Source organism: Haloarcula marismortui ATCC 43049, assembly GCF_000011085.1.
GTDB lineage: Archaea > Halobacteriota > Halobacteria > Halobacteriales > Haloarculaceae > Haloarcula > Haloarcula marismortui.
Window position 1 is genome coordinate 260,578 of record NC_006397.1, and the last position, 17,905, is coordinate 278,482.

16 protein-coding genes are annotated in these 17,905 nt (G+C 57.8%); 10 read left to right on the forward strand and 6 right to left on the reverse strand.

Annotated features, from left to right (window positions below; translation table 11 throughout):
• Positions 1-106: 106 nt before the first annotated feature.
• Positions 107-1,123 (forward strand): AI-2E family transporter, encoded by a 1,017-nt coding sequence (locus RR_RS20995; RefSeq protein ID WP_049939241.1) that lies wholly within the window; start codon positions 107-109, stop codon positions 1,121-1,123.
• A 94-nt stretch (positions 1,124-1,217) separates the two neighbouring features.
• On the opposite strand, the gene RR_RS21000 is transcribed toward RR_RS20995, so the two are convergent.
• The 3 genes from RR_RS21000 to RR_RS21010 all read right to left on the reverse strand — a co-directional run bounded on the left by RR_RS21000 (position 1,218) and on the right by RR_RS21010 (position 4,172).
• Positions 1,218-1,649, reverse strand: coding sequence for a Zn-ribbon domain-containing OB-fold protein (locus tag RR_RS21000; RefSeq protein WP_011224888.1), 432 nt, complete (start codon positions 1,647-1,649; stop codon positions 1,218-1,220).
• A complete protein-coding gene (locus RR_RS21005) occupies positions 1,646-2,815 on the reverse strand; it encodes a thiolase C-terminal domain-containing protein (protein WP_007188612.1) in 1,170 nt (389 codons plus the stop codon). Before RR_RS21005 ends, RR_RS21000 begins: the two co-directional genes overlap by 4 nt.
• A 238-nt stretch (positions 2,816-3,053) precedes the next feature.
• Positions 3,054-4,172, reverse strand: coding sequence for an NADH:flavin oxidoreductase (locus tag RR_RS21010; protein WP_049939242.1), 1,119 nt, complete (start codon positions 4,170-4,172; stop codon positions 3,054-3,056).
• 454 nt (positions 4,173-4,626) lie between these two features.
• Here RR_RS21010 and RR_RS21015 point away from each other — a divergent pair, with 454 nt between their 5' ends.
• The 5 genes from RR_RS21015 (at position 4,627) to RR_RS21035 (ending at position 10,010) form a co-directional block, all read left to right on the forward strand.
• Positions 4,627-5,823: an ABC transporter substrate-binding protein gene (locus RR_RS21015; RefSeq protein WP_049939252.1), complete on the forward strand. Its 1,197-nt coding sequence runs from the start codon at positions 4,627-4,629 to the stop codon at positions 5,821-5,823.
• On the forward strand, positions 5,823-6,707 hold the full coding sequence (locus tag RR_RS21020) for a carbohydrate ABC transporter permease (RefSeq protein ID WP_011224885.1): 885 nt from the start codon (positions 5,823-5,825) through the stop codon (positions 6,705-6,707). Before RR_RS21015 ends, RR_RS21020 begins: the two co-directional genes overlap by 1 nt.
• A gap of 1 nt (position 6,708) precedes the next feature.
• Entirely contained in the window at positions 6,709-7,611 is a 903-nt protein-coding gene (locus tag RR_RS21025; protein ID WP_049939243.1) for a carbohydrate ABC transporter permease, read from the forward strand.
• Between the two features lie 9 nt (positions 7,612-7,620).
• Positions 7,621-8,760 (forward strand): ABC transporter ATP-binding protein, encoded by a 1,140-nt coding sequence (locus RR_RS21030; protein WP_007188616.1) that lies wholly within the window; start codon positions 7,621-7,623, stop codon positions 8,758-8,760.
• Between the two features lie 338 nt (positions 8,761-9,098).
• The gene (locus RR_RS21035; protein ID WP_049939253.1) at positions 9,099-10,010 is read left to right on the forward strand and encodes a glycerophosphodiester phosphodiesterase; all 912 of its coding nucleotides are present in this window, start codon (positions 9,099-9,101) and stop codon (positions 10,008-10,010) included.
• A 59-nt stretch (positions 10,011-10,069) separates the two neighbouring features.
• Here RR_RS21035 and RR_RS21040 read toward each other — a convergent pair whose 3' ends face one another.
• Both RR_RS21040 and RR_RS21045 read right to left on the reverse strand, forming a co-directional pair.
• Positions 10,070-10,858, reverse strand: a complete 789-nt coding sequence (locus RR_RS21040) for an HAD-IIA family hydrolase (protein WP_007187973.1) — start codon at positions 10,856-10,858, stop codon at positions 10,070-10,072.
• 121 nt (positions 10,859-10,979) lie between these two features.
• Complete coding sequence (locus tag RR_RS21045) at positions 10,980-12,281, reverse strand: MgtC/SapB family protein (protein WP_011224882.1); 1,302 nt, start codon at positions 12,279-12,281, stop codon at positions 10,980-10,982.
• A gap of 300 nt (positions 12,282-12,581) precedes the next feature.
• Between RR_RS21045 and phnD the strand changes: the two genes are divergently transcribed.
• The 4 genes from phnD to phnE (RR_RS21065) are packed head-to-tail and all read left to right on the forward strand — an operon-like array spanning position 12,582 to position 16,197.
• Positions 12,582-13,751, forward strand: a complete 1,170-nt coding sequence (phnD, locus tag RR_RS21050; protein ID WP_007187975.1) for a phosphate/phosphite/phosphonate ABC transporter substrate-binding protein — start codon at positions 12,582-12,584, stop codon at positions 13,749-13,751.
• Between the two features lie 15 nt (positions 13,752-13,766).
• The gene (phnC, locus tag RR_RS21055) at positions 13,767-14,582 is read left to right on the forward strand and encodes a phosphonate ABC transporter ATP-binding protein (protein WP_004966649.1); all 816 of its coding nucleotides are present in this window, start codon (positions 13,767-13,769) and stop codon (positions 14,580-14,582) included.
• A 5-nt stretch (positions 14,583-14,587) separates the two neighbouring features.
• The gene (gene phnE / locus RR_RS21060; RefSeq protein ID WP_004966650.1) at positions 14,588-15,403 is read left to right on the forward strand and encodes a phosphonate ABC transporter, permease protein PhnE; all 816 of its coding nucleotides are present in this window, start codon (positions 14,588-14,590) and stop codon (positions 15,401-15,403) included.
• Positions 15,403-16,197: a phosphonate ABC transporter, permease protein PhnE gene (gene phnE, locus RR_RS21065; protein WP_004966651.1), complete on the forward strand. Its 795-nt coding sequence runs from the start codon at positions 15,403-15,405 to the stop codon at positions 16,195-16,197. Before phnE (RR_RS21060) ends, phnE (RR_RS21065) begins: the two co-directional genes overlap by 1 nt.
• A gap of 1,152 nt (positions 16,198-17,349) precedes the next feature.
• Here phnE (RR_RS21065) and RR_RS21070 read toward each other — a convergent pair.
• The gene (locus tag RR_RS21070; RefSeq protein WP_011224881.1) at positions 17,350-17,859 is read right to left on the reverse strand and encodes a universal stress protein; all 510 of its coding nucleotides are present in this window, start codon (positions 17,857-17,859) and stop codon (positions 17,350-17,352) included.
• Positions 17,860-17,905 lie beyond the last annotated feature (46 nt).

The window sequence follows — 17,905 nt, forward strand, 5'->3', positions numbered from 1 at the left end:
ACCGCCCATCGATCGTTTGCTAACGACTGCCATGACACACCGGAGACAACACAGACCGCTGTGAAGATATCGAATCTTTTTGTCATCGGTCGTTAAACTCGCAGTCGTGAACCTCAGCAAGGGGTTTGTCCTCACCCTCATCGTCACCCTCCTCGTGCTATCAGCCATGCTGATACGGCCGTTTCTCCAGTACATTCTCGGTGCCGTCCTCCTCGCCTACGTCCTCTATCCGCTGCAGATCCGCCTCGAAACGTACGTCTCCCCGATGCTCGCTGCCCTCTCGCTTGTGACTCTGGCAGTCACCGGATTCGTCGCACCGGTCGTCGTCGTCCTCGCATCAATCATGGAGAGTGCCGACCGGATACTCCGAGAGTTCGGCACCGATCCGGTGCAACTCGACATACTCGAATCACGGATCAAGGGACTAACCGGAGTTGAGGTCGACATCGCCGGTGAACTCGTCAGCTCAGGGCGGGACATCGGGACGATCATAGTCGAACGGTCGACACAGGCGTTCAGTACGATCACCTTCCATCTCATCGGGATTGCGTTAGCACTCTTTCTCATCTACTACCTTCTCAAAGACGGCGATGATCTGGTCGACTGGCTCCACCGAACGGTGCCACTTCCAGTGGATGTCCAGCGTGACTTTTATGCCGAGATCGACGACGTGATGTTGGGTGTGCTCTTTGGCCACGTTTTCGTTGCCATCGTTCAGGGAATTGTCGCCGGAGTCGGACTCGCCGCCACTGGCGTCCCCAATGCGATGTTCTGGACGGCTGTCATGGTCGTGCTCGCGATGGTTCCACTCATCGGTACGATTCCCGTCTGGGGTGGGGCGGTAATCTACCTGTATGCCACGGACGAGCCCCTGCTTGCTGTCGGGTTATTCCTTTACAGTGTCATCATTGTTGGACTCACCGACGACTATCTCCGGCCGTTCGCCGTCGACAGGTACGCGAAGCTCAATCCGGCCGTCATCCTCCTCGGTATCCTCGGCGGGGCATACGCATTCGGGGTTATGGGACTGCTTTTCGGTCCCGTCGTCCTCGGGGCGCTCAAAGCCGCTCTCCGCGTCGGTCTGGATACCTGGTCTCAGATCGACGACGGAAACATTGGTTGACCGACCGCTCCGAATCTGCCGACGATAACCGTACACCCCATCAGCAGCGTCGACGGGTTACGGTGGCTGACACTGTCTCACCGTCGCCTGTCTATCATCGCGGCTCAAAGACGTGAACCGGCCAGTCGGTCTCGTAGTCAAGGGCGATTTCCTGCTCTGTGGCCGTCGGCTCACGCACCGTGAGTTCGACCGGGTCCCCGATGGTGACATCGGCGTAGTCGGCGGCGACGCGCCCAAGCAGGCGGCCACCGTCCGCGAGTTCCACGACGGCGACCGTGTAGGGCGCGTCCGCTTCGAAGGCCGGCGGCGGCGTGTGGACCGCTGTGTACGAGAATATCTGGCCCTCGCGGGACTGCGATTCGACGTCGACAGCGCGACTGCCACAGGCGTAGCAGGCCGGTCGCGGCGGCAACAGGACCTGTCCACAGTCCGCACAGACTCCGCCCAGAAGTTCGCCGTCTGCGAGGGCGTCGAAGAAGCCCGGTAGCGTCCGCGGGTCGGTCGCATCGAGGTCGCTGCCCGTCATGGTGCCTCCGCCGTCGTGAGCACGTGGCTGACGGTGACGGCATCCCCGACGCCCCCTTCGTTGAGCAACAGAGCTGTCTCGGCACCCTCGACTGCCCGGTCGCCCGCACCGCCCGTGAGCTGTTCGTAGGCTTCGAGCGCCTGCAAGAGCCCGGTGGCACCGATAGGGTGACCGCGGGCCTTCAGTCCCCCACTCGGGCTCAACTGCACGTCCGTCCAGCCGTCAGCCCGCTCCGCTGGTGGCAGGTAGCTCTGATAGCCCGTTCCTGCGGGAGCGAAGCCGGCGGCCTCGGCAAGCAGCGCCTCGCAAACGGTGAAAGCGTCGTGGACCTCCGCGATGTCGACGGCCGTGGCGTCGATGCCTGCTTCCTCGTAGGCCGTCTCGGTGGCAACGCGAGCGCCCGCGATATCGGTCATATCTCGCTCAGCGACCGCGATGTTGTTCGCAGAAGCCCCACTGCCAGCGACGCGCACCTGTGGTTGGTCAAGCTCGGCCGCCAGTTCGGCGGTCGTCACGAGGACGGCGGCGGCACCGTCTCCGACCGGCGCACAGTCGTAGAGCTTCAGCGGCGGGGCGACGGGGTCCGATTCCAGCACGGTCGCCACGTCGATCTCTTTCGGGAACTGCGCCCGGGGGTTGCGAGCGGCGTTGGCGTGGTTCTTCACTGCGATCTCGGCAAGGTCTCGCTCCGTGGCGTCGGTCTCGTAGAGGTACCGCTGGCCGAGCAGTGCGTACTGGCTGGGTGCGGTGATGCCGGAGCGTTGCTCGATGGCGCGGTCGAATGCCGCCGAGAGCGCATCTGTCGCGCCGCTGGTGCCCGCAGACGTCATTTTTTCGACGCCGCAGGCAAGCACCGCCTCGTGTTCGCCGTTGCGAACGTCCTTGACTGCATGGCGTAGCGCGAGCGCGCCCGCGGCGGCACACCCCTCAACCCGCTCGGCGGGGACGTGACGGAGGCCGGCCCATTCGGCCAGTAGCGTCCCGTGCATGATCTGGTGTTCGTAGCTCTCCGACTGGTTCCCGACGTACACCGCCTCGACGATCTCGGCGGGGTCGGGCAGTTCGTCGAACGCCTCTGCAAGGGCCACTGAGAACAGGTCGCGGCCCGGGAGGTCTGTGCGGCCGAGCGGTGAGGCACCGACCGATGCGATGACTGGCTCTGGCATCTGTACCACTCACGTCTCAACAGACCTAGTTAGTCGTTCTCATTTTCTATATTTTTGATGTATTCGGCTGGCAAACTACACACATCGTTTTCTATCGGCCCGCAGAGAAGAGGTCTCTTGGAACGGCTGTTTTCCTTATCACACGGCTTTCAGACACGTGGCCCTGACAGCTATGGCCGCTGTGTCGAACAGTTTGACTCTCTGAGAGCGAGCGGAGACTGTCTCACAGCAATCACTCTCAGTCGTCGGCTGAGGCACCGCCTGTCTGCACTTCATGCTCGGAGAGTGCAGCGGACGGCGCGAGGAATTTTGCAGGGTCGAACGCAGTCAGTTCCTCGCCCGCTTCGACTTTGTCAGGCCAATCCGGATTGGCGAGTGCACTCGTTGCCAGTGTTACGAGGTCGGCACCGGCATCGATCTTCTCGCGGGCCGCGTCAGGCGTCCCAAGCCCGCCGTTGTCGATGATGACCGTCTCATCCGCGGCGTATTCGGCCGCGGCCTCGGCCAGGGTTGGTCCATCGTCGCCAAACGCTGGCGTGGTCGCATCGGGTTCAGTAACGTGGATGTAGTCGGCCCCAGCCGCCGACAGTTCCTCGAAGAACACCGCGGCGGCGTCCTCGCCTTCGGGCCACCGGTGGTCTTCATCAAGGGCCGTCGACTGTGAGACTCGGATACCGACAACGAAATCGGCAGGTGTGGCCTCGTCGACCGCAGCGACAACCTCGCGCGGATAGCGTACCCGATTTGCGGGTTCACCGCCGTACTCGTCGTCACGCTGGTTGAAGTCAGCCGAGAGGAATTCGTGAAGGAGATACCCGTTCGCACCGTGGATTTCGACGCCGTCGAACCCCGCGTCGATGGCGTTCTGCGCCGAGGTGACGAATGAATCACGGATGTCGGCAAGCTCATCGACCGTGGCTGCTTTGGGCGTCGGGAAGTCTCCGCTTCCGCCGTAGGCTTCGGCCTTTTGCCCGTCCGGTTGTACCGCTGAGGGGGCGATCGTCTGTTCCCCCGCAACATGCGGATTCCCCTGACTCTGTGCACCGGCATGCATCAATTGTGCGAAAATCGGGACACCAGCCTCGTGGACTGTCTCCGTAACCTGTTGCCAAGACGCTGCCTGCGTGTCGGTCGCCAGTCCGGGCTGGTTCAGATACCCCTGGCTATGTGCTTCGTCGGGATACGTCCCCTCTGTAATGAGAAACGAGAACCCACCGTCAGCGAACCGCTGATAGTACTGGGCCATCTCCGCCGTCGCACGGCCGTCGTCAGTGGCGCTCACCCGTGTCATCGGAGCAAGGCCAACTCGGTTATCTAATGGCAGCTCGTTGAGTGTCGTCGAGTCGAACAGTGTCACACCGCCCGGTAAGCGGATAACGTAATTAACGGCTGGTTCAGCATACGCCGAATCAGTGCCTATAATTGTCAAAAGGCGCACACTGACGGTGTGACTACGATTCATGCGTTTCTGATATGACGTGACTGGACCGGAACTTCGGTAGCGTGTTTCCGGACCGACAGACACGCAGTAGCCGCCATCGCAACGGACAGCGCCTACTGTCCTATCATAATACCTTTATATACATATTGGACAGTATAGAGACCAATTATAATCATTCATTCTTCATGCCTTGGTCGCACAGGATATGGTGCAAAGTGGTGGCGGGTACGACGGTGTATCGCGGCGGTCGGTGTTGAAAGCCTCAGGGACTGCGCTCACGGTCGGGACCGTGGGCTTAGCGGGGTGTAGCAGTAGCAGCGGTGCCAGCGTCCGACCGGTCAATGAAGACAGTCTCACTATCTGGCATGCCATGGGCGGGACCAACGGTGAGACGCTGCAGGGGCTGGTCGACCAGTTCCAGTCCGAGACAGACATCAACGCCAACCTCGTGTTTCAGGACTCCTACGAGGGAGTGCTGACGAACACACTGAGCGCACTCGACTCCGGCGAGGTCCCTGATGTCTTCCAGATCGACAGTCTGTTCGCCCAGCAAGTCCTCGATACGGACGCAGTCGAGCCCGTCGAGAACTTGCTCTCCGACAACTACCCGGTCGATGACTTTCTGTCGAACGTGACCTCGTTTTTCACCATCGATGATACGCTCACATCGATGCCGTTCAACAACTCAAACGCTATTCTCTATTACAACCGGTCGGCGTTCAAGGAAGCCGGGCTTGACCCGGACAGCCCACCGACCACGCTGGAGGAAGTGCGTAGCTACTCACAGACGCTCGTCGACGAAGGAGTCACCGAAGCCGGGCTCACCTGGCCGAACCACGTCTGGTTCGTCGAGCACTTCTACTCCGTCGACGGACAGACGCTACTTGACGCCGAGAACGGCCATGCCGGCCAACCGACGACGATGCAGACGGACAACAGTACGGCCCGGTCGCTGTACGAGTGGTGGCACGAAATGGCTGACAACGGTCTGTTCAGCAACCCCGGGATCGAGGCCTGGGGGGAAGCAACGTCCACATTCCTTACCGGGAAAGCCGCTATGTTGATGACCTCGACGGCATCGGTCACTGGTATCCGCTCCGGCGCGGAGGAGAACGGATTCGAGGTGGACAACGCCTTCTACCCAACAATTGACGGTGACCGAACCGGGCCGGTTATCGGTGGTGCTTCGTGGTTCGTTCCCTCCGGACTGCCACAGGAGCGCCAGGACGACATCGGCAGCTTCCTCGAATTCATGGGACGACCGGAGTCACAGATCACCTGGCACAAGGGGACCGGCTACTACCCGATCCGACAGAGCGCTGTCGAACAGCTCGAAAACGACGGCTGGTTTGCGGAGAACCCAATGTACCGAACCGCATTCGACCAGTTGACACAGGCCGAGAGCACGCCGGCGACGAAGCGAATGCTCATCGGCCCAGCTCGACAGGTCCAGACAACAATTCAAGATATGTCAGTCGAGCTGTTCAGTGGCGATGTCAGCGTCGACGAGGGGCTCTCCGAGCTGAAGTCGGCTGTCGAGGACGAACTGGACCGATACTACAGCTAATGTCCACGCGCGAAGTCTTCACAGACCGCCTGCAGGCCGGCGTGTTGCTGTTACCGACGATGGTCGTATCGCTGGTGTTCCTCTACTACCCGACGGTCCGTGCAGTTGGACTCAGTTTGTACCGGGCCTCGCTTGCCCGAGGTGACGTGTTCGTCGGGCTAGAGAACTACAGACGGTTAGCCAGCTCCTCGGAGTATCTCCGGAGCGTCCTGATATCGGTACTGTTCGCTGCGTGTGTCGTCGTCGGCGTGATGGCCGTTGCCCTGTGCATCTCCTTCCTTATCCACGAGATTGATGTCGGAAAGGGACTGTATCTGGTGGCGGTTATCTGGCCGTACGCACTGCCGCCGGCCGTCGCCGGGCTTGTGTTCCTGTTCATTGCACACCCGAACATCGGCATCTTCACGAGCTACATCGAGGCCTTTGGCGTCGATGTCAACTGGTTCAGCAATGGTCCGCAGGCGTTCGTCGTCGTGCTGATCGCCGCGGTGTGGAAGCAGGTCGGGTACAACGTTATCTTCATGACAGCCGCACTCGGCAACGTCCCCGAGTCGCTGACTGAGACCGCCGAACTCGATGGCGTTTCCCGAACGCGGCGACTGCTCCGCGTGTACGTCCCGATCATCTCGCCGACGCTCGTGTTTCTGGTCATCATGAACACGATCTACGGCTTTTTCGGGACGTTCGCGATGGTCGACCTCATGACCAAGGGTGGGCCCGCCGGTGCGACGAACATCCTCATCTATGACCTTTACCGGACCGCCTTCCAGTTCTACGAGTTCGGCTTCGCCTCGGCGAAGTCCGTTGTGCTGTTCGTCGCCGTCGGGCTGTTGATGTACGGTCAGTTCCGGCTGAGCGACAGATATGCCTACTACGGAGGATAAAATGCTCGGCTCACTCCTTACTGCGTTGACCGCCGCTGCTGAGCCCTCCCGGTCTGCGGGACGAACTACCAGTGAACGCATTCGGCGATTCGAGACGGAGCAGCTCACGCTGCACGTGCTTGCAGCGACAATCGTGTTCCTGATCATACTGCCAGTGTTGATCGCGGCACTCGTCTCCACGAAGCGGGCGGGTATCGTTACGTCTATCGGCGATCTGGCTCCCGGCGGCCACGCGCTGTCGAACTACCGGCGTGCGCTCATTGGCCTCGAATTCTGGCGATTTATGCTCAATTCGTTCCTGATGTCTGTTGCCGTCGTCGTCGGGAAACTGGTCGTGTCGCTGCTGGCCGCGCTGGTGATCGTCTACTACAGGTTCCCGTACAAGAACGCCGTGTTCCTGTTTATCCTCTTTACTCTCTTGCTCCCGGTCCCGGTCAGGTTTGTGCCGCTGTATCGCCTGACGACAGAGCTCGGCATGAGTAACACCTTCTTCGCGATCACGGTCCCGTATCTGGCCAGCGCGACGACCGTGTTCATCCTGCGCCAGCACTTCTTGTCGATTCCAGCCTCGCTCGTTGAGACGGCAAAGGTCGACGGTGTCGGGCCGCTGCGGTTTCTGTGGTCGGTACTGGTTCCGATGTCCCGCGCCGTTCTCGTGGGCGTGTCGGTGATCATGTTCGTCTACACGTGGAACCAGTACCTCTGGCCGCTGGTGATCATCAACGCTGAAAGCCTGCAGGTCGCACAGGTCGGGCTGAGTCTGCTTCGCGGCCAGGCCAGCACCGGTGAAGTGGCCTGGTCCATGGTGATGACCGGGTCGATGCTGACCCTGTTGCCACCGCTGGCGCTGCTAGTGCTGTTCCGACGACAGCTGCTGGAGACGTTCACGATTCAACAAAAATGAGAGAAAATTATGACTGACGTAACCTTACAGGACGTACGAAAGGAATTCGATGGTGTCGTCGCCGTGAAAAATATCGACCTCCAGATCCCGGACGGAGCGTTCGTGACCGTGGTCGGGCCGAGTGGCTGTGGCAAAAGCACCACGCTCCGGCTGATCGCCGGGCTAGAGCAGGCCACTGACGGCACGATTCAGATGGGCAATCAGGATGTCACCGGGGTTGAACCGAAAGACAGGGACGTTGCGATGGTGTTCCAGAACTACGCGCTGTACCCTCACATGACCGCGCGCCGGAACATCACGTTCGGGATGAAGTCCGCCGGCGACTTCAGTGACGAGGAAATCGACCGCCAAGTGGCGGAAGCCGCAGCGGTGCTTGACATCGAGGACCTCCTCGACCGGACGCCCGGTGAGTTATCCGGCGGCGAACGACAGCGAGTCGCACTCGGTCGGGCACTGGTCCGGGACCCAGAGGTGTTCCTCATGGACGAGCCGCTGTCGAACCTTGATGCCAAACTCCGCATCAAAATGCGGGCTGAGCTGGCGAAACTCCACAGCGAATTTGGCACCACCACTATCTACGTTACTCACGACCAGACAGAAGCGATGACGCTTGGTGATCGGGTGGTCGTGATGAACGACGGCCGCATCCAGCAGGTCGACAGTCCACAGCGGCTGTATGACTATCCAGAGACCCGGTTTGTCGCGGAGTTCATCGGCGACCCCGCGATGAATATGCTCTCTGTGGATATCATCCATGACGGAAGCGAATACGAGGCCGTCGGTCCGACGTTTCGCGTACCGCTACCCGAGGGTGACGGACTGGAAACAGCAGCCGGAGGACAGGCACTGCTGGGCATTCGGCCCGAGAGCCTGTCGTTAGCTGATTCGGCCGACCGAAGTTCGTTTACCGCTGAGATAACGGTTACCGAACCGCTCGGTGATAGCCTCTTGCTGGAGTGTCGGACTGGCGATCAGGCGTTCAAGCTGCACGCAGAGCCTCGAACCGCCGTCGAGCCGGGAGACCAAGTCGCGTTGACGCTTGATGCTGAGCGACTCCACCTGTTCGATCCACAGACGGGCGAAGCCATCTATCATGCAGCGGCGGCACAATCACTCGAACAAGCCGGCACTGTCGATTGTACCATCTGAATTCACAGCTGTAAACCCGAGACAAACACTGGGCTCACCCGATAACAGGGGAGCCCTATCGCAGAGTCGTTGCTGGCGAGAAAGCCAAACACCGACACTTCCGGCTATTTCGGGCGCTACCTGTCGTTTCAACATAACTACAGCATCCCTTCTACTAATATTTATACTATATACCAATATATACTCCCGTTCTACAGCCATTACTGGCTCTCTACAGCGTAAATAAACTCAGGTAAACAAAACGGTATATACCAATATTACCAATCAATAGTTATATATAGATTGTGTAGGTAATGGCCCACGGAATGGTTCGAATACCAGACATATGCCGTCGAACTGTGCTGAAGAGTACGTCTGCCGCCGCTCTGGGGTCCATCGTTGGAACTGGGGCTGCCAGGGAAAACGACCACGACAGTACCGAGCCGCCTATCGCTACCACACCGATTCTGGCTGCACACCGCGGCTACCGCGGTCTGTATCCTCAAAACACCATTGCTGCCGTCCAACAGGCAGCGTACGGTGGGCGTCGCAGTCAGGGGTACGACACCGACATGATGGAGTGTGACCTCGTTCCTGCGGGCGGTAAGCCCTGGAAGGGCGAAGACTTCGAAATCGTCGTTTTCCACGACGATAAGCTGGATAACCTGACAGATGAATCCGGATACGTCTGGGAGAACAATGTAGAGACTGTGCTGAACGCCGAAATCCGTGACAGCGGTCAGACGATACCCCGATTAGACGAGTTCGTCGAAGCCACTCCGGATAGCATCCCGCTCAACATTGAGTGGAAAGCTGCAGGTGTCTCGCCCGATGATGACGCGTCAGCATCCGCTGTCGAGACCTGGGACCCGTTTACCGAACAGGCACTTGATGTCCTCTCCACTCACGAGAACGACTTTATTGTCCAGTCGTTCCAAAAGGCTGCGCTGCAGTCTGTCCAAAACTCAGACCCCGATATTCCGATAGCGTACTTGCTCTGGGATTCAATCGAAGAGGGCCTTGCTGTTGTCCGTGACCTGGACGCAGAGTACATCCAGCCGCCGTACAACATGATTATGAACACCCCCTTCTTCAACGAGGATTATTACCTCGAAGACCCAGGTTTCGCTGAGATCGATCTGGTCGAGACCGCTCACGAGGAAGGTCGGAAAGTAATCCCGTACACGATAACGACATGGCATCAGGCGGAGAAACTGGTCGAGGCCGGTGTTGATGGCATCATCGCTGACTACCCCGGCGTGCTCGACTGATATTTGATGCAGCGGCGCAGTGGGAACGGGTTACCGCCCCTCGTTCCCGCCCGGCCCTATCATCCGTTTTCTACGATCGCTGCCAGCTCTGACAGGTCGGTCACAACGTGGTCAGCAATCACGTCACTTTCCGCTAAGTCCGCCGGACTGGTAACGCCAGTTAGTGGCAGTACCGTCTCCATTCCAGCTTGGTTTCCCATCCTGATGTCTGTCCCAAGCCGGTCACCGATCATAAGACAGCGGTCCGGCTCTCCACCGACCCGTTCCAGAGCCATCTGCAGGATTACGTTGGACGGTTTACCGATCAACTGGTCCAATTCCTGCCCAGTCACTCCCTCTATCGCTCCGATCATCCCTGCCGCATCGGGTATCTCACCCCCCTCTACAGGACACGTCCGGTCCGGATTGGTGGCAACGAAAACCGCGTTGTTCTCAGTGAGTGCAATTAGCGCATCCTGTAGCGTCTGGTAATCAAAACCGAAATCAAGTGACGCGATCACGGTGCCTGCTCGCTCTGGGTCGGTTGTCGTGTCCAGCCCAGCGGCGCGCAATTCCGCAACCAAGGCGTCCTCGCCGATAACATAGATTTTGCGCTCCGGATACTGCGCGGATAGATAATCCGCTGCTGCAGTGGCGGACGTGATTATGTCATCACTGCTGCAATCAATGCCCAGCGCGTTCAGCTTCTCACAATACTTCTCTCGCCGGTCAATCGGCTTGTTAGTAACAAATAGCGTCGAAAGCCCCGCTTCACGCACTGTCTGTACGCCTTCGGCGGCGTTTTCAACTAACGAATCACCACGATATACCGTACCGTCGAGGTCGATAATTGCACTTGTGTATGTCATCTAGAATCCTCCGTCTCAAACCGTGACGCTTCCGCAGCAGCCGCTGCTGGCGAGATCACAGGCGCTTTCTTGGCTGTAGGGACCGCGACAACCCTCGAAACACGCCGATAGCTTTGCCCGTTCATACTAATTGGACGCTGATGACCACGCCACCGATCCCGATGAGGGACAAGTAGAGCGATTTTCGTACGACCGGTGACAGCAGTGAACGGTTGATACTCGTTGCAAACCCGATTTTCACGAGGATACTGGAGAGCGTCCCGGCCAGCACACCCTGTGCCGCGACTGTCGGCGATATCTGTCCTGTCGACGTCAGCGTCACTGCAGTCGTTGTCGTCGTGCCGCTCGAGACGATGCCACTGAGGAAGCTCGTAATCAGGAATCCGGCTGTTCCGAATATGCGCTGTGCGCCAGCAGTGAGAATCAAGACGGCAAGGAAGAGCACGCCGAATTTTAGCGCGTTCGCGCTGCTAAACGGCGAGTCAAAATCCAGTTCCAGATCACCCTCCCAGTCGCTATCGTAATATGCGAGTCCGACGCCACTGATAGCGATCAGGCCGAGTGGTAGTCCAACACTGACTGCCGACTCGGGGACGAACGCAACGATGATCGCTAAATTACGGACCGCCATCGCCGCATCAGCGATCAGTATCGTTCCCACCGCGAGCTCTGTGATCCCAGTGTTGTTCTTTGCCCGGCCCGCGATTTCGCCGATCACTGCAGTTGAGTTCACCAAGCCGCCGAAGAAGCCGGTGACAGCGATCCCTTTACTGCCGTATCGCTGCATCACGATATAGTTCACAAACCCGATCCCGCTGACTGCGATCACGAGCATCCAGACCAGTTTCGGATCAATCGCATCCCATGGCCCGTACGTTCCGCCGGGCAAGAGCGGATACACGACAAACGAAATAATCGCAAACTCACCGGCGCTGCGTACTTCCTCTCGCGATAGCTGGTTCGCAAACTCGTGTAACTCCCTTCGAAGGACGAGCAGGAATGACGACGTAATGCCAATAATGACGCCGATAAGGACGTGGTTGGCTCCAACCAGAATCCCGACCGCGTACGCGACAAGGAGTGAAGTCGATGTTGTCAGGGACAGGCCAGAATCTAGCTCACCATCGTCGCCGGTCCACTGTGCGACTATGCCCCGGATTCCGAGTAATCCGCCCTGTACGAGTACCAGTGCCCCTCCCGAGGCAAGTAGTATCGTCTCGTTGAGAGACATTGCGGCAGCGCCGACCAGACTGGTCAGCGTAAACGTGCGGATTCCTGCTGACTTGTTTGCCCACTCTCGTTCAAGCCCAAGCAGCATACCCAGTGCACCTGCAATAAAAAGGTGTAGTATCTCAGTATCGACAGTTATCCCCTCTATACCTCCGAAAACAGCCGTATTCGCGATTGCACTCATTACAGTCATCTTATCTTACAAACGGTGGTTCCGTCATTTTTATATAGTCTATATACTACTATGTTCTATATGGAGACAAATATACTGATGGGTAATAGGTGTTGGCCTTGAGGCTAGCTTGAATATCGCCATGGCCCCTGCGGAGACCGGAAAATCTCCCTCGATTACCGGCTAGTATATAGAGCCTGTCATATACTGAATTCTGATACTTATTCTAAATTCTATATGAAGAGAGCCTAAAACTCGATACGAGGTAATTATGGTTTTGTCAGATTTAAACATAAATACTTTTTAACCCAGATTTCGCATATGTCTGCGTCGACAATGAAACAGAACCCAGTTGACCGACGATCTGTGTTAAAAATCGGCGCTACTGCGCTCGCAGCAGGCGTTGCAGGCTGTTCTCAGGAGAGCAGTCAGAGCACCGAAACATCCGGCGGAGACGGTAGTGACGGGTCCAGTAGCGGTGACGGTGGGTCCGGACAGAGTAACGATTACCCCGAGTTCGATCCGTCGAATCCGGAGTTCCCGCAGTTGATGCAGACGCTCATCGAGGCCGGGTTCGAGACAGGGTCTCTACAGGACCTGAAGAACATGGAGGAACGCGAGAAGCCTCGCTACGGTGACCCCGTTCAGAGTACTCCCGATAATGAAGACGAGCTCATTGACCCGGACCGTATTGCGTTTGCGATGACGCCGACGGAAGACCCGGCGGTCTATCGAGATACGATGCAGCCGCTGATGGACAACATCGCCGAAGAGACCGGGAAATCCGTTAAATACTTCCCCCTCAACTCGTACGCGTCCCAGGTCGAGGCGATGCGGTCCGAACGCCTCCACGTCGCCGGGTTCTCTACTGGGCCGACGCCCTTTGCTGTGAACCTGGCCGGTGCTGTCCCGTTCTCGCTCCAGATTTCGAAGGCAGGTGACTTCGGCTATCGGCTGTGGCTGGCTACGCAGGCAGATAACGACGATATCTCCTCGCTGGCGGACCTCGAAGGCAAGCGCGTCGCACACGCCGAGCCCTCGTCCAACTCCGGGAACCTCGCCCCGCGTGCGCTGTTCTCGAACCAGGGCGTCACTCCGGGCGAAGACTACGAGGTGAGTTATTCCGGCGGCCACGAACAGAGCATTCTGGGCGTTGCAAACGACGACTACGACGCTGCCCCCGTTTGTAGCACCTGTGTCACGCGCGTTGCAGAAGCAGACAACATCGACCCGACGAACCTCAAAGTCGTGTGGGCCAGCAATCCGTTCCCCACGACGAGTTTCTGTTACCGCTACAACCTGAAGCCGGAACTTCAGGAGGGTATCAGGGCGGCGTTCATCGACTACGACTACTCGGACACCAAAATCGCGGAGGTGTTCGGTGGTCGCGGAACGTGGACGGAGATTGATTACGCTACGACCTACGATATCATCCTCCAGATTCAGGAGAACAACGATATCACGTACCAGATCGACAACATCGAAGGCTAAGAAGAGACCCAAATAATGCTCACTGTAGATAATTTGGAAAAAACGTACGACTCCGGTGATCGAGCACTCAAAGGTGTCTCATTCGAAGTCAGTGGTAACGAGATCGTTGCGATTATCGGGCCAAGCGGGGCCGGAAAAAGCACGCTCGTTCGTAGCATCAACAGGCTGACCGAGCCAACTGGCGGGCGCATCTCGCTTGACGATACAGAGGTGACCGGGCTGGAGAAATCAGCCCTTCGCGATGTCCGTCGCGATATGGGCATGATCTTCCAGGAGTTCAATCTCGTAGAGCGCCTGACGGTCATGGAGAACATCCTCTCCGGTCGCCTGGGCTATCTCAGTACGTGGAACGCGTTCCGGCGGAACTTCCCTCCGGAGGACATCAGGCGCGCACGCGAGATTCTCAGCCGGGTGAATCTGGAGGGTGTCGAGAACAACCGTGCAGATGAACTTTCCGGCGGCCAGCGACAGCGCGTTGGTATCGCCCGTGCCGTCATTCAGCGGCCGAAAATCCTGCTCGCTGACGAGCCGACGAGCGCGCTGGACCCTGACACCTCCCGAGAGGTCATGAGCCTCTTGACGGACATCGCCCACGAAGACGATATCCCGATCATCATCAACATCCACGAAGTCGATCTAGCGGTCGACTACGCGGACCGGATAATCGGCCTCAGTGACGGTGAAATCGTCTTTAACGGCCCACCTGACGACCTAGATCAGGCAGCCAGAGACGAGATCTATCGCGGCGGTGAATCAATTGCGGACCGTGAAGAGCCGAGTGCTGGTAACAGCACTGACGCTGATGACGTCATTGCCGAACGAGGTGACTAATCAATATGGCTGCTGAATCTGGATCGACCGTTGAAGGATCTTGGGAGCGGCCCACAGTCTTCTACAACAAGAAAGTCAAGTATCTCATCTACGGGCTTATCTTGTTGTTCTTCGCGTATAGCTTCTGGAACCTTCGGATTTCCCCCAGCCGATTTGTTCGCGGGATCGGAGCCGGTGTCGAACTCATCACGAGTATGCTACCACCGGCATACACTCCGTCGCAACGGGAACTCCTCATTCAGGGCATCGTCGAGAGCATCGTGATGACGATTGTCGCCACGACAATCGGCATCATCGTCAGCGTGCCGGTCGCGATTATGGCTTCGAATAACCTCTCGCCGAAGCCAGTCTACTATGTCGGTCGCAGCATCGTTGCCGTCACGCGCTCGCTCCACGAGCTCATTGTTGCGATCATCATGGTCAAAGCGGTCGGGTTCGGTCCACTCGCTGGTGTCCTTGCACTTGCGTTCAAAACGATCGGATTCTTCGCGAAACTCCTCGCAGAGGAGATCGAAGATATCGACCGTGGGCAGATGGAGGCAATAACTGCCGCCGGTGGGACGCCCGTCCAGACGTATCTCTACGGCGTCCTCCCGCAGGTGATGCCCCGGATCGTCGGGCTGTCGATTTACCGGCTCGACATCAATCTCCGTCACAGCACTGTCGTCGGAATTGTCGGAGCCGGTGGTATCGGGATCACGCTGCTGAACTCCTTCGATAAGTACGATTACCAGTTCAGCATGGCGATTATCGCTGTCATCGTCGCGATCGTCATGGTCGGTGAAGGTGTCAGCGCTCTCGCCCGGAGGCGGATCCAATAATGTCAAACAGCACTGACTCCTGGAGTCGGTTCGATCGCCGTGAGCGCTTACTCCGGTTCTTCGGGCTGCTGGCTGGCCTCGTCATTCTGGTCGCAGCCTGGCGCGCCATGGAAGTGAATTACGGCTACGCCGTGACTGCCCCGCGTGAGCTGGCTGACCTCTTCGGTCGGATGTATCCGCCCAATGTCGGATACTCGCGAAAGATTGTCGGGCCGCTGCTTGAGACGATCAATATCTCGATCCTCGGCACGGCACTGGCCATCGTGATGGCGATTCCGGTCGCGTTCCTCGGTGCCAGCAACACGACACCCAACAAGCCGGCGTACCTGCTGGGTAAGTTCATCATCTCGTTTACCCGTTCGGTGAACGTCATCATCTGGGCACTGATCTTCGTGGTCATCTTCGGCCCGGGGGCCCTCGCTGGCGTGCTGGCGATTTCGATCAGATCTATCGGGTTCACTGCAAAGCTAATCGCGGAAGCCATCGAAGAGATCGACCGCGGGTCTGTTGAGGCGGTCACTGCAGCTGGGGCATCGCCCGTTGATGTACTCATCTACAGTATCGTTCCACAGATCAAGCCGGCGTTCATCAGCGTCGCGACGCTTCGATGGGACATCAACGTCAGAGCGTCAACGATCATCGGGTTCGTCGGTGCAGGCGGTATCGGTGTCCCGCTGCAGACTGAGATCAACTACTTCAACTGGGAAGCAGTCCTGACGATCCTCATCTCGATTCTGGGCCTTGTGCTCATCAGTGAAGGTATCTCGGCCTATCTGCGCAAGAAAGTAATGTAGGCGATCGCAGCTCGCATCGCCTATTATTCTGATATCTGCTTAGATAATATTATAGAACTATTGTCAAAAGACTTATGTATTTGGAGTATATATAGCCAGTGGGGCCAACGCCAGTGTCTGCCAACCTGGTTTTCCCCTTCTCCGTTTTGACAGACCTCTTCTCGCCAGAGACAGTTTCGCGAGATGGGTCCTTCTGGATAGATGCATAGGACATCGACCTGTTGTCTGGGCCCGAATACCAGAGCAGTCTGCTACAGTCCGCTCGTTGCTTTCGCCGCCGAAAAATTGACCACGCTGACTCCGGGCAAAGCATGGTCAGATAGGCTATGCAGTGATCAAACCAGAACTTACGAGTACGGGTCCAAGTCGGTGGTTTTGATTTTGGCAGTGCCCCTGATTCACTGGAGCAGGCTAGATTCCCGAATTGAATATCCCGTCCGACCCTGGCACTTGCACTACTATGTATACGATTGATTCTAATGTATACACGCATTCCAGAGCCACGCCGTCATGCCCAAGTCGCACTGTAGCCGCTTCGCTGCTGGAGAGCCACGGCATGGCGGCAGCCGAATAGCCGCACAAGTGTCACGAGAACCACCAGCTCCTCACTGCAGGTCAGCAAAGAAATGGTGGGCAGCCGGGGGGAGTGGCATGCACGCACCATTCGAAGTCGTCATCCACGACGACAGGTTCTGGACTCGGGCCAATCGATGATCTGGATTGGATTCAAGGGGAAATGGAGCGAGGACCAGAACCCAACCGACCAGTATACAGTTGGTAATAAAAACGGTTGTGATATCTGCTTGCTGTCTGTCGATTCTGTGATTTCTGTGCAGCACGCACGCGCTATCAGAAGCGGCGAATTGTCCGGTCAACTGTCAGCGAGACTGTCACAATTATGCCCACTCGTTTACGGGAACACCGAAACAGTCCCAGAGTGACACCCTCTCTGTCTGTGTCACGGGTAGTGCTTCTCTTTTAGACGATTCACATCTCGCTCACATCGGTTGTGACCGGATGGTTCGGGTGCCCATCACCAAGTCGTTCAGATGCTTCCCGAAGCTGTGACCAGATAGATGCCTCGCTACCACTGCTCCAGAAAGTCGCCGTGCCCGTTCGTACCACTTGGCTTGCTTGAACAACCAACATTACCTATTCCGGAAGATAGAAATCGGATTTCGATTGTCTGTGCGGGGACGTGTTCCTGAGCTTGGCGATCTTGGACGGGTTACGATGTCGAACGATGACGACATCGTAGGCGTCGTCCGAGGCAATCGACCCGCCAACGCTGCTGATGCTTGTAACGAGATGCCCGGCGTTTTCGCTTCCGATGAATACCATTGAGGCGTCTTCTCTCTTGGCCAGCTTGCGGATGGCTTTCGCTACAGCCCCGGCCGGCGCGTATCGATCCACGACTGTATGGCGGAAATCCGAACTCGGACACAGGTCTATCACCTGTTCGTGCAGTGAGGTGACGACCGCCTCCAGATCGAAGTCCTCGTTTGGCCCGATCCAGTCGTGTTCCCGTGCGTATTTGGCATTCCCGTTCCGGATGACACTGACGGCCAGCACATCCTCTTCGAAGACGGTGCCGAACTCCGCCGCCCGGACGAGTGCTGCCTCGGCCAGTTCGGAGCCGTCGAACGGCACAACGAGTGTCATATGCTGACTAGCGAAGCAGCAGGCAAGTAACACCCCCTCAATTCTT